This is a genomic window from Rhodococcus coprophilus NBRC 100603, from assembly GCF_001895045.1.
GTDB classification, from domain to species: domain Bacteria; phylum Actinomycetota; class Actinomycetes; order Mycobacteriales; family Mycobacteriaceae; genus Rhodococcus; species Rhodococcus coprophilus.
The window spans coordinates 39,837-55,137 of record NZ_BDAM01000002.1; the positions used below are offsets into that span (position 1 = coordinate 39,837).

The 15,301-nt window shown below is 64.9% G+C and carries 11 protein-coding genes and 1 pseudogene; 4 read left to right on the forward strand and 8 right to left on the reverse strand.

The window, feature by feature from the left end:
- Positions 1-9: 9 nt before the first annotated feature.
- The 3 genes from RDCOP1_RS04545 to uvrB all read right to left on the reverse strand — a co-directional run bounded on the left by RDCOP1_RS04545 (position 10) and on the right by uvrB (position 5,549).
- Complete coding sequence (locus RDCOP1_RS04545; protein ID WP_072699162.1) at positions 10-462, reverse strand: universal stress protein; 453 nt, start codon at positions 460-462, stop codon at positions 10-12.
- 322 nt (positions 463-784) lie between these two features.
- Positions 785-2,710 (reverse strand): APC family permease, encoded by a 1,926-nt coding sequence (locus tag RDCOP1_RS04550; RefSeq protein ID WP_072699163.1) that lies wholly within the window; start codon positions 2,708-2,710, stop codon positions 785-787.
- 679 nt (positions 2,711-3,389) lie between these two features.
- Positions 3,390-5,549: an excinuclease ABC subunit UvrB gene (gene uvrB / locus RDCOP1_RS04555; protein WP_072698945.1), complete on the reverse strand. Its 2,160-nt coding sequence runs from the start codon at positions 5,547-5,549 to the stop codon at positions 3,390-3,392.
- Positions 5,550-5,679: 130 nt separating this feature from the next.
- Between uvrB and RDCOP1_RS04560 the strand changes: the two genes are divergently transcribed.
- A complete protein-coding gene (locus tag RDCOP1_RS04560; protein ID WP_072699164.1) occupies positions 5,680-6,189 on the forward strand; it encodes a ribonuclease FAU-1 family protein in 510 nt (169 codons plus the stop codon).
- An 18-nt stretch (positions 6,190-6,207) separates the two neighbouring features.
- Here the strand turns inward: RDCOP1_RS04560 and RDCOP1_RS04565 are convergent.
- Positions 6,208-6,768, reverse strand: a pseudogene (locus tag RDCOP1_RS04565) (LLM class flavin-dependent oxidoreductase); the annotation flags it as partial.
- A 665-nt stretch (positions 6,769-7,433) separates the two neighbouring features.
- Between RDCOP1_RS04565 and RDCOP1_RS21245 the strand changes: the two are divergent.
- Positions 7,434-8,753, forward strand: a complete 1,320-nt coding sequence (locus tag RDCOP1_RS21245; RefSeq protein WP_072698946.1) for an outer membrane protein assembly factor BamB family protein — start codon at positions 7,434-7,436, stop codon at positions 8,751-8,753.
- A gap of 348 nt (positions 8,754-9,101) precedes the next feature.
- Here RDCOP1_RS21245 and coaE read toward each other — a convergent pair whose 3' ends face one another.
- Positions 9,102-10,319, reverse strand: coding sequence for a dephospho-CoA kinase (gene coaE, locus RDCOP1_RS04575; protein ID WP_197713474.1), 1,218 nt, complete (start codon positions 10,317-10,319; stop codon positions 9,102-9,104).
- A 215-nt stretch (positions 10,320-10,534) separates the two neighbouring features.
- Here coaE and RDCOP1_RS04580 point away from each other — a divergent pair, with 215 nt between their 5' ends.
- Entirely contained in the window at positions 10,535-10,747 is a 213-nt protein-coding gene (locus RDCOP1_RS04580; RefSeq protein WP_072698948.1) for a hypothetical protein, read from the forward strand.
- A gap of 185 nt (positions 10,748-10,932) precedes the next feature.
- On the opposite strand, the gene rpsA is transcribed toward RDCOP1_RS04580, so the two are convergent.
- Complete coding sequence (gene rpsA / locus RDCOP1_RS04585) at positions 10,933-12,393, reverse strand: 30S ribosomal protein S1 (RefSeq protein WP_072698949.1); 1,461 nt, start codon at positions 12,391-12,393, stop codon at positions 10,933-10,935.
- Positions 12,394-12,625: 232 nt separating this feature from the next.
- Here rpsA and RDCOP1_RS04590 point away from each other — a divergent pair, with 232 nt between their 5' ends.
- The gene (locus RDCOP1_RS04590; protein WP_072698950.1) at positions 12,626-13,537 is read left to right on the forward strand and encodes a class I SAM-dependent methyltransferase; all 912 of its coding nucleotides are present in this window, start codon (positions 12,626-12,628) and stop codon (positions 13,535-13,537) included.
- A gap of 16 nt (positions 13,538-13,553) precedes the next feature.
- Here the strand turns inward: RDCOP1_RS04590 and RDCOP1_RS04595 are convergent, their stop codons facing one another.
- Entirely contained in the window at positions 13,554-14,327 is a 774-nt protein-coding gene (locus RDCOP1_RS04595; RefSeq protein ID WP_072698951.1) for an amino acid ABC transporter ATP-binding protein, read from the reverse strand.
- On the reverse strand, positions 14,324-15,295 hold the full coding sequence (locus RDCOP1_RS04600) for an amino acid ABC transporter permease (protein WP_072698952.1): 972 nt from the start codon (positions 15,293-15,295) through the stop codon (positions 14,324-14,326). Before RDCOP1_RS04600 ends, RDCOP1_RS04595 begins: the two co-directional genes overlap by 4 nt.
- Positions 15,296-15,301 lie beyond the last annotated feature (6 nt).

Below are 15,301 nucleotides of genomic sequence, written 5' to 3' on the forward strand. Positions count from 1 at the left end.
CGGTCGGCGTCAGCGGACGGTGTGAACGACCAGCACGTCGGAGGTCGCCTTGCGGGCCACATCCGAAGGAACCGAGCCGAGGAGCCGGCCGGTGAGGGTGTTGAGCCCGCGGTTGCCGATCACGATGAGGTCGGCCTCGACCTCGGCGACGAGGGCGAGGAGCGATTCGACGGGCGAGCCCACGATGGGCCGCTCGACGATGTTCTTCGCCCCGGCCACGGTGGCCTTCTCCCGTGCCGTGCGGAGGATGTCGTAGGTCGGCGCGGAGCCGGTGACCTGGTAGGCCTCGTCGCGCAGCACGTCCACGGCCTGTGCCGTGTCCTTGGGATCTGCGGGGTAGTACGCGCAGGCGATCACCAACTTCGCGCCGGCGTCTCCCGCCAGAGCAGCTGCCTTCTCCACCGCCTTGTACGACGATTCCGAACCGTCCGTCCCGACGACAATGGTCCGGTAGGCGCTCATTCGTTCCTCCATCGAGTATCCGGTCACCGGCGCGTACCGCCGATGGCGCCGGTGATGGAGGTCGGTGCCCTCCTTCGCGCGGCGCTGGCGTAGACAGTAGCGGGGACGTCGGGGCGCATGGGGCATTTGGGTCCCACATCTCTTTCGCTGGCGCTCCACCAGCGGGCCGGAAAGGACACGTTCGTTGTCACACTGCAGCACGTGGTAACCCGAACGCCGTCAGACGTCGTTGCCACCGAGCCCGGATACAGCTGCCAGGCAGCCGTTCGGCATGCCGCGCTGTGCAAGTACCGTCGGCGCGGATCCGTCACAGACACGAGTGTCAGCCGACGTGCACGCGCGGTCGGCCGGCGCGATCGGGAACCGCGCGGCGCAGTACCTCCCGAGTCACGGAGGCCACCTGCCCCTCCCCGAAGAAGAGGAAACGGAGCTGGTTCATCAACGGGCCACCTTCGGTCCACTCGAAATAGACATCCGGAATGACACCGGTGAGATCACGCATTCGGAGCAACACCGCGGCGATCGTGTTGGGGATTGCAGGGCTGTCGACCCGGAGGATCCGGAAATTCTCACACTGCCGGCCATGCACGACAAGGTCGGTACTGAAGTCCGACGAGTTGGTGACGCTCACCTCGAGGAAGACAATCGCTTGCGAATCGGGGATGTGACTGTCGGCACGCTGCCGAGCTTCCTTGACGCGGTATTCGTCCACGGTCAACCGATCGACGTCATGGGCGACAACAGCGATTGCGCCCGTGGCGGCCGCCTCAGACAGAAATCCCAGTGCGGTCTCGTCGAATTCCACCGACGTGGCACGCAATTCGTAGGATCGAGAGATTCGTGACAGCAACGAGACGATGAGGATCGCACCGATGAAGAAGGCTGCGACTTTCACGCCGTCGGGCCGCTCGACGATATTCGCGGCGGTTGTGTAGGCAAACACCGCGGTGATCACGACGAAGCCGAGAAGCCGTCGATGTTGGTGATGTCTACGGGCGGACAGTGCGACCGCGACGGCCGCGGACGTGATCAGCACCAGCACACCGGTCGCGTAAGCAGCGCCCTGGGCATCGACGCTGGCGTCGAAGTAAAGGGTTACAGCCACTGCGACGGCGGTGAAGACGAGCACCAGCGGACGCACCGCCCGCGCCCAGGACGGTGCCATCCCGTAGCGGGGCAGATAGCGTGGCACGAGGTTGAGCAGTCCGGCCATCGCCGACGCGCCCGCGAACCACAGAATCAAGATCGTGCTCGCATCGTAGACGGTGCCGAATACTTCCCCCAGATACCGATGTGCCAGAAACGCCAATGCCCGACCGTTCGCCTGGCCCCCGGGCGCGAATTCCGACCCGGGTATCAAGATCGTGGTGACCAGGCTCGAGGCGAGCAGAAGACCACTCATGATCACAGCGACGGTGGTCAACAGCTTGCGGGTGCGACGAATTCGTCCAGCCGGATCGGCGTCCGTATCGCCGGGCGCGCCTTGGATCTGGGGCATCACCACCACTCCCGTCTCGAAGCCGGACAGCCCCAGCGCCAGCTTGGGAAATACGAGCAACGCCACCGCGATCATCATGACCGGATTTGCGTGCTCAGTGCTGATCGCCGCCGTCCAGTCGGTGACCAGGGACGGGGCGGAAAACACGTGCCAGAACCCGGCCCCGATCACGATCACGTTCAGCCCCAAGTACACGGCGACCAAAGCAACGGAGATGCCGATGGCCTCGGTGAATCCACGCAGGAATACCCCCGACAGCAGTGCCACCAACACCAAGGTGACCACCACAGCGCGCCCGGAAAGCCAGGACGGTGCGAACGGATTCTCGATCAGGTGGGCGCTGCCGTCGGCGGCGGACAGCGTGATGGTGATCATGAAATCGGTGGCGGCGAATCCGAGTAGCACCAGGACGAAGAGTTTTCCACCCCACCTCGGGAGCAGTTTCTCGAGCATCGCGATCGAACCTTCGCCGCGCGGACTTTCCCGGGCCACCCGCCGATACACCGGCAGAGCACCGAACAGCGTCACCAGGATGAGCACCACCGTGGCCACCGGAGCCAGCGTGCCTGCCGCCAATGCTGCGATCCCGGGCTGATAACCCAGCGTCGAGAAATAGTCGACACCGGTCAGGCACATCACTTTCCACCACGGGTGCCGATGTTCAGCCTTCGATACCACCCGGTGTGGCCCTTGGTAGCCGGCCGGTTCCTCGGTGATGTCCTCGAGCAACCATCCTCGGACTCGGCGCATCGACGAGACCCTCGGCATCCGTTCGGACTCGATCCTCACCGTGTCTCGCCTCGCCTTCGACTTGCTCCGCGCAATCCAGTGGGGTCGACCCTTGCCCCCGGGGTGTAGGCCGACGTGACACGCGCCGGTGCCCGAGGAGCGACCACTGCCGAAGGCGTCGGCAAGTGCGGTCGTTGCGCCGGAGAAGGCATGCGCGATGTCCGCCCGTGGTGCCACTGTCTCTCACACGACCGCTGATCGCGGGATACTGAAGAAAATTCGCCGCACCCGCGACACAGCGGCACGTGTACGCAGCGCCGAACGGTGAAGAGTCTCGAACGGCATGGAAGTTGTCCGCCGGTTCTCAGGTGTTCGCTCCGGTCACCGAATAGATCACTGCCGGCTCATGCGGTTGGCGCGGCTTGATCATCGAACTGCGTGAGATCCCCGCATCGGGCTTGATCGACGGGATCGGTTACATCTCGTTCGACACCGATGCCGCGAACTTGTTCTTCCGATCGGTGTCAAGCCGTCGACAATGCCGTTCGCGAGGTTGAGCGAAATGTTGGGTGAAGCGACGATTGTGTCGGCAAGCTTCACATACCGCCCCGGCACTTGTCCGACGCCCGGCCATGTTCTCTGCAGACGGATCCGTCGGTAAAGGCCTTCGGGTCGAAGGCCGCCCCTGTCGGAGCGGAGACTACTTGAGTCCGGCCGCGTCCATTCCGCGCAATTCCTTCTTGAGATCGGCGATCTCGTCACGCAACCGGCCCGCCAGCTCGAACTGCAGATCGCGTGCGGCCTGCATCATCTGGTCGGTGAGTTGCTGCACGAGATCGGCCAGTTCGGCGCGCGGCATCGTCGTGGTGTCGCGACCTTCGATGACGCCGGAGCTTGTCGCGCGTCCCGATTCGCCCTGGGCGCGACGTCCCCGCGACGCATTGCGGCCCGATCCGCCGACCTCGATGGCTTCGGTGTCCTCGGCTTCCTGATACACCTGGTCCATAATGTTGGCGATCTTTTTGCGCAACGGTTGCGGGTCGAGACCGTGCTCCTTGTTGTAAGCGATCTGCTTTTCGCGCCGGCGGTCCGTCTCGTCGATGGCACGGGCCATCGAATCGGTGATCTTGTCCGCGTACATGTGCACTTCGCCGGAGACGTTGCGCGCCGCGCGTCCGATCGTCTGGATCAGCGACGTGCTCGAACGGAGGAAGCCTTCCTTGTCCGCGTCGAGGATCGCGACGAGCGACACTTCCGGAAGGTCGAGTCCCTCACGCAGCAGGTTGATGCCGACGAGGACGTCGTACTCTCCCAGTCGCAGCTGCCGGAGCAGCTCCACTCGGCGCAACGTGTCGATGTCGGAGTGCAGGTACCGCACCCTGATGCCCAGTTCGAGCAGGTAGTCGGTGAGGTCCTCGGCCATCTTCTTGGTCAGCGTCGTGACGAGGACACGTTCGTCGCGGTCGGCGCGCTCCCGGATCTCGTGGATCAGGTCGTCGATCTGGCCCTTGGTGGGTTTGACGACGACCTTCGGGTCGACCAGACCGGTCGGCCGGATGACCTGTTCGACGAACTCGCCGCCGGTCCGTCCGAGTTCGTACGGGCCGGGCGTCGCCGACAGGTACACGGTCTGCCCGATCCGGGAGGCGAACTCCTCCCAGGTGAGCGGACGGTTGTCGACGGCCGAGGGCAGACGGAACCCGAACTCGACGAGGTTGCGCTTGCGCGACATGTCGCCTTCGTACATCGCGCCGATCTGGGGCACCGTCACGTGCGACTCGTCGATGACGAGAAGGAAGTCTTCCGGAAAGTAGTCGATCAGGGTGGCCGGTGCGGAACCGGCGGGCCGGCCGTCGATGTGCCGGGAGTAGTTTTCGATGCCGGAGCAGAACCCGACCTGCCGGATCATTTCGAGGTCGTACTGGGTGCGCATCCGCAGTCGCTGCGCCTCGAGGAGCTTGCCGCGGTTCTCGAGGTCGGCGAGGCGTTCCTCGAGTTCGGCTTCGATGTCCTTGACCGCGCGTTCCATCCGCTCAGGCCCCGCGACGTAGTGGGTTGCGGGGAAGATCCGCAGAGAATCGACCTTGCGGACGACATCTCCGGTAAGCGGGTGCAGGTAGTACAGCGCCTCGATCTCGTCGCCGAAGAACTCGATGCGTACCGCGAGTTCCTCGTAGGCCGGAATGATGTCGACGGTGTCGCCCTTGACGCGGAACGAGCCGCGTGTGAAGGCGAGGTCGTTGCGGTTGTACTGCACGTCGACGAGCAGTCGCAGCAGGGCGTCGCGAGGAACTTCGAGGCCCACTTCGAGCTGGATGGAACGGTCGAGGTACGACTGCGGGGTGCCGAGGCCGTAGATGCAGGACACGGAGGCGACCACCACGACATCTCGACGGGAGAGCAGCGACGAACTCGCCGAGTGACGCAACCGCTCCACGTCGTCGTTGATCGACGAGTCCTTCTCGATATAGGTGTCGGTCTGCGCGATGTACGCCTCGGGCTGGTAGTAGTCGTAATACGACACGAAGTACTCGACCGCGTTGTTGGGCAGCATTTCCCGCAACTCGTTGGCGAGCTGCGCGGCGAGGGTCTTGTTGGGGGCCATCACCAGGGTGGGGCGCTGGAGTCGCTCGATGAGCCAGGCGGTGGTCGCGGACTTGCCGGTACCGGTCGCGCCGAGCAGTACGACGTCCTTCTCCCCTGCCTTCAGCCTGCGCTCGAGTTCGTCGATCGCGGCGGGCTGGTCGCCGGCGGGTTCGTATTCGCTGACGACCTCGAACCGGGCGTCGGTGCGTTCGATCTCGCCCACCGGACGGAACTCGGAATGGGCGACTACGGGATGCTCACTAGCGAACGCCATGATTCCAGGGTAATTGCTCCCACCGACACGTGCGGCGGGCCGCCGAGCCCTCCCGTCCCCCGCCGACGTGCAGCGTCGGTTCCCCGCCGACGTGCAGCGTCTGTTCCGGCAGGGGCGGTACCGTGCGAATATGCCGTCGCACCTTCATCCCATCAAAGTGGAACGTTTCGACGTCCCCGCGCAGACGAACACCGATCCGAAGGGCAACGTGCGACCGGTGGAGATGTATCGGGTCGAGCCGTGGGGTCTGTACATGGCGCGCCCGGCCGACCATCACGAGTTCGGGTACGTCGAGTCGTGGCTCCTGCCGTCCCGCCATCTCCGCGTGACGATCTTCCATTACCGACCCGGACACGAACGCGACCTCGACCGGTATGTCGATATCGGTGAGTACTGGCGAGATGGCGAGGTGTGGCATTCGTACGACCACTACATCGATCTGCTCGTCCGCACCGGCCGCGGCACCGCGATCGAAGATATCGACGAACTGTTCGCCGCCGTCGCTGCGGGCCTGATCGACACCGACGATGCCGAGTCGGCTGTGCTGCGCGCGTTCGAAGCTGTCGACGGTATCGCCGCCCACGGTCACGATGTCGACGCGTGGCTCACGTCGGTGGGGTTGCCGATCACCTGGCGCTGACGTCGGCCTCTCCCCTGCTCATTCCCGGACTCCGGCTCCGGTCGCAGCAGGAGCGACGAGCCGGTGCGGCGACCCGGGGCCTTCGGCCACGAGCGACGCGTGGGTCGGCGGGTCGGACGGCACGTGCGCTGGCCGCCAGCGTTCGAACTCGGTGCGCAGCACCGGGACCACCTCACGACCGAGGATCTCGATCTGCTCGAGCGGCAGCCCGGCGTGGTCCACGAGGAACAACTGGCGCTGGTAGTCGCCCGCGTAGTCGGCGAAGCCGAGGGTGCGCTCGATGACCTGTTCGGGGGTACCGACGGTCAGCGGTGTGGTCGCGGAGAATTCCTCGAGGGACGGACCGTGGCCGTAGACGGGCGCGTTGTCGAAGTACGGACGGAAGACCCGTTTGGCCTCCGCCTCGGTGCTCGCCATGAACACCTGGCCGCCGAGTCCGACGATGGCCTGGTCGGCGGCGCCGTGTCCGTACTGTTCGAAGCGTTTCCGGTGCAGGGAGACCATCATCCGCTGGGTGTGTTCCTTGTTCCAGAAGATGTTGTTGTGGAAGAACCCGTCACCGTAGAAGGCAGCCTGCTCTCGAGTCGAAGCGACCGACTGTCGCGGAGGATCTCGACGCAGCGCGAGCTGACCGGCTGGCATTCACTGCAGACCGGGAGCCGATCTGGCCCAACAATACGCAGGAGCGGCTGAACAAGGTCCCAGTCAAGCACCGTACTCGCGCGATGATTACGACACCGGCGACGAGAACTGCGACGACAATCCAGGATTCGATGCTCATTGCTGCAGCCCATCCACGCGGTTGTGTCGAGTTCAGTGCCTGAGTCCGTGCTGCTCAGGAGCAAGCCTTCGAGGGCTTCTTTCGGCGCAGGGCCAGTGTTGGGCCCACTACTTCATGGTCGTCGAGAGTGGCGATTGCTCTGCTCACAGTCGGCCTCTTGGAACTCGGATAGTTCCCCCGCACTGGCGAAACGATTCTCGTCGGACAGAGCCAACGCAGACCAACCGCTTTCTGCCCTTGCGGATCCAGAGGCCTTCATTCAGGTAGCTCGGCTCCAGATCCTGGACTGCCACACATGCTCACTCAGCGGATGTCCTATTCGCACGTCCACGCATGACGTGTATTGTCCGCCTTCGGTTCAAAGAGCATTGTGGCCTGCCGTCCGACTGCACTCGTCGGGCGGCTTCTTCGTGTTTGGGAGTGGTATATGCGCGTCTCTAAGCGCACGATGGTTATCTCTGCAGTGGCAACAGTCGCCCTCGGTGTCATCGGCACCGGTGTCGGATTTTCCGTAATGAAGGAGAAAGTCGAGATTCCGCGTGACATCTCGTTCTCGCCCCTTCCCGGAACATATGCGCAAGCACCACATCTGCTATCAACGTCCCATCCCATGGATGAACGGTTCGATGTCGTACTGACAAGCGATTCAAGCATCGTGGTTAGCGCCTATGACTACAAGGCCCAAACCTCGGTCCTCAGATCAATCGACGTCGATACCGGAGAGACCCTGTGGACGAGTGAGCAGGTGAGTGGTAATTGTCGAGGCAGGCACATACCCAACAGTTCCGCGATTGCGTGTACTGCGGATGCTGGTGAAGTAACCGTCTTCTCCGCGAGTAACGGCGCACCGATCTTCGCGAGACCGGCATCAACGGACGGCGACAAGCGGGAGGAACCAACTGTCGTGGTCGACGGAGACAACCTGGCTATCTGCACACCAGGAAGCGACCGCACGCGATTGGAGTACGGAGCCGCCGAAGATTTCGATCCTCAGTGGACGGTCGAGGTCGGCCACAGACAGACAACCATCTGCGGGATGGGGGCCAGCGCGTCCTATCTTTCGATGACCTCCTACAGAAAGGACGACGATCGATGGTTCACGATCGTCGATCGCGAGGGGAACGTCGTACACCAGAACCTCGATCAGATGGGGTGGGTTTACGCCGATGACGTGTATGCCGAGCTCCGCGATCCCGAGAACGAGGAGGAAGGCTGGCTGTGGCGTGAGTTCCCGTCGGGCGAGATTCGCGAAGTTGAAGGGGAAGACGTCGACAGAATTTATGGATTGCCCGGAAACCGGGTCCCTGCCAATTTCATCGACAACAAGCTCGGTCTGATCGCCAGCATCTACGAAAGCACCCCCGAATGGATGTACGAACCCGGGGGACAGTTCATGATGCGTCGGGTAGGTGACACGTTGATCGCCCGTGAGGGCGGGTACATGACTGGATACTCGGCCATTACGGGATACGAGCAGTGGGCTCGTAAGATCGACGATCTGCTGGAGAATTCCCGTGGGGGCCTGGACCTTTACTCCATCATCATGGAGTACTCGAATGGCACCAATGACGGCTTTAATCTCATCGGGAGCACCGAGTCGGAAATGTTCTGCATCGCCGCGAGTACCGGTGCACTGCTGTGGAGCCTGGACGAGGGAGGACAGATCGTCGCGGTACACAACGACATGATCGTTGTCCGTCAACCCGGATACAACCACAACTCGCCCTCCTCAGGTGATCAAGCGACGTTCGCGATGTACCGGTTCGACGCCCCGATCAGCTGACGCTTAGCCACGACGACGAATCATATTTCGCGTCTGCTTCATTCCAGACAGATGTGGCCCCGAGGTTTCCCACGGGGCCACAGGGCTTTCTGCACCAGGCGACGGTGACCGGTCCGCCCGGATTGGCGGTGGAGTTCCACCGTCCGACAGGGACAGCATCTTATGCCGACACGACGCATCCGCCGGTGTATAACACCGTTGGCGCGGGAGTGGTGCGCCGAGCTCCCGAGGGTATCCGCAAGGCTGGCCGCTCGGCGAGCGGAATCGTGCCGTCCTTCGCGCGCCGCGCCTTCTGGATAGCGATCTGCATCATACGATCACTGCGAGCCTGGCTACCGCCTTCGACGGCTATCCCTTCCAGCCGTTTTCCTCAGCCCAGGACCACGCGCGATGGTAGGCGCGGTCGAACCACGGAGCCTTCGCCGCACTGTATGCCGCAGCTGCCTCGACCGGGTCACCGAATGCTGTTGCCGCGCGTGCTGCGCTCCTCTTGACGTCGGCGTATTCCGCCGCTGCGGCTGCGTCGGCGCGCAGCCAGTCGCGAAGCAGCAACGCGAACTGCTGTCCGGGCCAGCCGACGACGCGCACCGCGACGCGCGCAGGCTGCCCCGGGTCGGCGCTTCCGTGCAAGCGCATCGCCCACATCGCCGGGTCCGTCTCACCGCCGGCACCGTACGAAGGTTTCGGTTGGTCGTGATCGATCCGGTCGACGCGCGGGAAGCCTGCCACAGCAAGGGGTTCCGCGAGCGCGTCGGCAGCCGCGAGATCGGGCACCGTGACCTGCAGATCCAGGGCGTCGACGGCGTCGAGTCCGGGCACCGCGGTCGATCCCACGTGGTCGATACGCAGCGCGCTGCCGCCACATGCCACAGCGAGTCGTGCGACCAGTCGCTGTGCGCTCGGTTCCCACTCGGGACGAGCTGCAACCAATACCGGCGCCGGTGCCACCGGGACGCGGGTGCGGACATTGCGTTCGAACGGGACCAGGCGGTCGGCCCACAGCGTCCGCACGCGGCGGACGACCTCGTCAGGTTCGCCGGTGTTGTCGAGCCAGACATCGGCGACCGCGCGACGCTGCTCCTCGGTCGCCTGTGCGGCGATCCGGGCACGGGCGTCGGACTCGGGCATGCCGCGCAACTCCACCAGCCGGCGGAGCCGCTCGTCTTCGCCGGCGTGAACGACCGCGACCAGATGGAAGATCGGCGCCATGCCACCTTCGACGAGCAACGGGATGTCCTGCACCACGATCGCGTCGTCGGGTGCCGCGGCGACGAGTTCGGCGGTGCGGCGGCCCACCCGCGGATGGGTGATGGCGTTCAGGACGGCACGTGCGTCGTCGGTCGCGAACGCCTTGGCCGCGAGCGCGGGCCGGTCCAGCGACCCGTCGGATAGGAGGATGTCCTCCCCGAACGCGTCGACGAGTTCGGCGAGACCTTCCGAGCCCGGCTCGACAATCTCCCGCGCGATCGTGTCGGCATCGACGAGCACCGCCCCGAGATTCACGAGTTCCTTGGCGACGGTGGACTTCCCCGCGCCGATACCTCCGGTCAACCCCATTCGCAGCACGCCGCCCAGTGTCGCACCACACAACCGCGCCGGGTGAGCCGACCCGCCGCTGTCACAGCACAGTCACGGAGCGGTCACAGGCGGGTCGCGAGACTGCCCGCCCACGAGAAACACGCCCCCCACCTGCAATAAATGCGCGGGAGGAGGTTGCCCGTCGGTTATCGTCGTGTCGAAGCGTCCGACTCCGGTTATCCCGTTCATCGAGAAGGCAGGCCATGCGTTCCTCCCCCTCACCTTCCGGTCGACATCGCCTCGGTATGGAACACGGTGTTCACTGCGTCCTCATTCCCGAGGTGGCAGCCGCGCTCGCCGAGCACCGGCGCAATTGGTTCACCACGCTGCTGAGCAACGCGCGGCACAGTCACGCCGCCATGCGCAAGCGCGCCGCTTCGCTTCCCACGCAGTGGGCCACGCCCGCCGTGGGCTGATCCGCACGGTCGGGTCGGACCGCGACTACCTGCACATACACGACGACGGCGACTCCTCCCAGATGGGAGGGGTCGCCGTCGTCGTCCGCTCTCGAAGGTGCCGCGCGGTGTGCACCTCCGGAATGCGGAAGACCCCGCACCGAATCGGTGTGGGGTCTTCCGTCGATCAGAGTCGATCAGATCTGTCAGGCGTTGCCGGACAGCTTCTCGCGCAGTGCAGCGAGCTGAGCATCGCTGGCCAGCGAGCCACCGGTCTGCTCGGCGGGCTCTTCGGCATCCGTCTCGGACGAGTAGTTGCTGCTGGACACGCCGGCAGCAGCCTCGGCGGCCTCGTCGGCAGCCATCTTCTCGATCTGAGCGGTGTGCATCTTGTGGCGACGCTCGGCCTCCGCGTAGCGGGACTCCCACTCCTCGCGCTGCTTCTCGTAACCCTCGAGCCATTCGTTGGTCTCGGGATCGAAGCCCTCGGGGAAGATGTAGTTGCCCTGCTCGTCGTAGCTGTCGGCCATGCCGTACTTCGACGGGTCGAACTCGGCGGTGTAGTCCTCGTTCGCCTGCTTCAGCGACAGCGAGATACGACGACGCTCGAGGTCGATGTCGATGACCTTGACCATCGCGTCGTCGCCGACTGCGACAACCTGGTCCGGAACCTCCACGTGGCGCTCGGCCAGCTCGGAGATGTGCACGAGGCCTTCGATTCCCTCTTCGACGCGCACGAACGCACCGAACGGAACCAGCTTCGTGACCTTGCCCGGGACGATCTGGCCGATTGCGTGGGTCCGGGCGAACTGACGCCACGGATCTTCCTGCGTCGCCTTGAGCGACAGGGACACGCGCTCGCGGTCCAGGTCGACGTCGAGAACCTCGACGGTGACCTCGGTGCCGACCTCGACAACCTCGGACGGGTGGTCGATGTGCTTCCAGGACAGCTCGGAGACGTGCACGAGGCCGTCGACACCGCCGAGATCGACGAAGGCGCCGAAGTTGACGATGGAGGACACGACGCCCTTGCGGACCTGGCCCTTCTGGAGCTGGTGCAGGAACTCGCTGCGGACCTCGGACTGGGTCTGCTCGAGCCATGCGCGGCGCGACAGGACCACGTTGTTGCGGTTCTTGTCGAGCTCGATGATCTTGGCCTCGATCTCCTTGCCGACGTACGGCTGGAGGTCGCGGACGCGACGCATCTCGACGAGCGACGCGGGCAGGAAGCCGCGCAGGCCGATGTCGAGGATCAGGCCGCCCTTGACGACCTCGATGACGGTGCCCTTGACGGCCTCGTCCTTCTCCTTGAGCTCCTCGATCGTGCCCCAGGCGCGCTCGTACTGCGCACGCTTCTTGGACAGGATCAGGCGGCCTTCCTTGTCCTCCTTGGTGAGGACCAGAGCCTCGACCTCATCGCCCACGGACACGACCTCGTTGGGGTCGACGTCGTGCTTGATGGAGAGCTCACGGGACGGGATGACGCCTTCGGTCTTGTAACCGATGTCGAGCAGCACCTCGTCGCGGTCGACCTTGACGATCGTGCCTTCGACGATGTCGCCATCGTTGAAGTACTTGATCGTGGCGTCGATGGCGGCGAGGAAATCCTCGGCGGAGCCGATGTCGTTTACGGCTACCTGCGGCGAGGTGACGGTGGTGGAGGCCATGTGTTGAGTTGCTCCGGACGGGTTGATAGTCGGTTGATGGAACTTCGGTCGGGCATGCGAATCGGGCACTGCGATGAAGCGGTGATCGAATCACGGCGAGCGTCCCCGTCCGACCGATGAAGCCGAGCAGCGGACACTCGCTTCACCAGGCTACGCGCCCCCATGGGAGCTGGGCAAACCAGGGCGGCCCCTCCCGCGCGCCCGCGCGCCGCACCCCTCTACTCTCGCATCCATGGTCAGCTCCGAAAACCCCTCCGGCACAGCACCTCACCAGTCCCAACTGTCACCCGAGGAACGGCACGCCGCGGCCAACGCGTTGCTCGGAACGTCGAAGGTGGGCCGCATCCGGCTCGGGTCCCGGGACAGCGAGCGGGCCAGCCGAGCGTGGTGGGACGCGGACGCCGAGGACTACCACCGCACACACGGCGAGTTCCTCGGCGTCGACTCGGCCGCGGGCGAGTTCGTCTGGTGTCCCGAAGGACTTCATGAGGGCGACGTCCACCTGCTCGGCGACATCGCGGGCCGCGACGTGCTCGAGATCGGCTGCGGTTCCGCTCCGTGTGCACGCTGGCTGGCCGAACACGGAGCCCGTCCCGTCGGTCTCGACATTTCCATGGCGATGCTCGAGCGCGGACTCGCTGCGATGGACACGGCCGGCACGCCTGCTGCGCGCCGGGTGCCGCTCGTCCAGGCGGGGGCCGAGAATCTGCCGTTCGCGGACGGGAGTTTCGACGTCGTGTGTTCCGCGTTCGGCGCGGTGCCGTTCGTGGCGGATTCGGCGCGGGTCATGCGGGAGGTCGCGCGGGTGTTGCGCCCGGGCGGCCGGTGGGTGTTCTCCGTCAACCATCCGATGCGCTGGATCTTCCCCGACGATCCGAGCGAAAAAGGACTGGTCGCGATGTTCCCGTACTTCGACCGCACCCCCTACGTGGAACTCGACGACACCGGCACCGCCACGTACGTCGAACACCACCGCACGATCGGCGACCGGGTGCGCGAACTCGTCGGCGCGGGCCTCGAGGTGTACGACATCATCGAACCCGAGTGGCCCGAGCACCTCGACCGCGAGTGGGGACAGTGGAGCCCCCTGCGCGGCGAGTATTTCCCGGGCACCGCGATCTTCTGCAGCCGCAAACCCGCCTGAACCGGCGGGTACGCCGCTACAGAAGACGTGACAGGAAGCCGCGGGTGCGCTCGTGCTGCGGGTTCGACAGCACCTCACGCGGGTTGCCGGCTTCGACGACGACACCGTCGTCCATGAAGACGAGTTCGTCGGCGACTTCGCGCGCGAAGCCCATCTCGTGGGTGACCACGACCATCGTCATGCCGCCGGCAGCGAGGTCACGCATCACAGCGAGGACCTCGCCCACGAGTTCCGGGTCGAGGGCGGAGGTGGGCTCGTCGAACAGCATGAGTTTGGGATCCATCGCGAGAGCCCGGGCGATCGCCACACGTTGCTGCTGCCCGCCCGACAACTGAGCCGGATAGGCATCGGCCTTGTCGGAAAGCCCCACACGGGCAAGAAGTTCGCGACCCCGTTCGATTGCCTCGGTGCGTTTGACCTTCTTCACCAGAACCGGGGCTTCGATGATGTTCTCGAGTGCCGTGCGATGCGGGAAGAGATTGAAGTGCTGGAAGACCATGCCGATGTCGCGGCGCTGCCGGGCGGCGACCTTGGGCTGGAGTTCGTGGAGCTTGGAGCCGCGTTCGGCATAGCCGATGAGTTCACCGTCGACGTAGAGGCGTCCGGCATCGACACGTTCGAGGTGATTGATGCACCGCAGGAAGGTGGACTTGCCGGAACCGGACGGCCCGATCATGCACGCGACCTGACCGCGTCCCACCTCGAGGGAGATGCCCTTGAGGACCTTGACGGCCCCGAAGTTCTTGCACACGCGGTCCGCGCGAACCATCGGCGTTTCGGTCGAGGTCATGCGAGGCCACCTCCGGGGTGATTCGGGTTCTTCGGCGCGACGGCCGGCAGCTCCTGCGCGTCGGCGAGGGCCTGCAACTGGCGGTTCGTCAAGTGGCGGCTCAGACCCTTCGAGTAGTGCCGTTCGATGAAGTACTGCCCCACCATCAGGACGCTGGTGATGGCGAGGTACCAGGTCGCCGCGACGAGCAGCAGCGGGATGGGCTGGAAGTTCGCGCCCGAGATGTCGCGTGCCCGCCCGTACAACTCGAGGCTGTAGGGCACCGCCGCCACCAGCGACGTGGTCTTGAGCATGCTGATCAGTTCGTTGCCGGTCGGCGGGATGATCACCCGCATGGCCTGGGGCAGCACGGTGCGGCGGATGGTCTGGGACCAGGACATCCCGAGGGCGGTCGACGCCTCGACCTGGCCCTCCGGGACCGATCCGATGCCGGCGCGGACGATCTCCGCCATGTAGGCGGCTTCGTTGAGTGCGAGGCCGACGACGGCGAACAGGAATGCGGCGTTGAGCCCCTGGACGTCGATGTGGACGAATTGGTGAACGAACGGGATTCCGAGGTCGATCTGCTTGTAGATCGACGGGAACAGGCCCCACAGCACGAGTTGCACGTACACCGGGGTGCCACGGAAGACCCACAGGTAGAGCCACGACACCGACTTCAGTACCGGGTTCGGCGACAGGCGCATCACGGCGAGCAGGACACCGAGCAACACGGCGATGAGCATCGCGAGTGCCGTCAGCTGCACCGTCTTCCAGGCGGCTGCGGTGATGCGGCTGTCGAAGAGGTACTGGCCGTACACATCCCAGCGGTAGGCGTCGTTGGTGGCCGCGCCCCACAGGAACAGGCCCAGTCCGATCAGCACCAGCGCCCCGGAGATCCATCGTCCGGGATGCCGCAGCGGCACCGCCTGGATCGGTTCCGGTTCGGTCGCAGGCGCACCGCTGCTCGGATGCGTGTGCTCGCTCATCGGTTC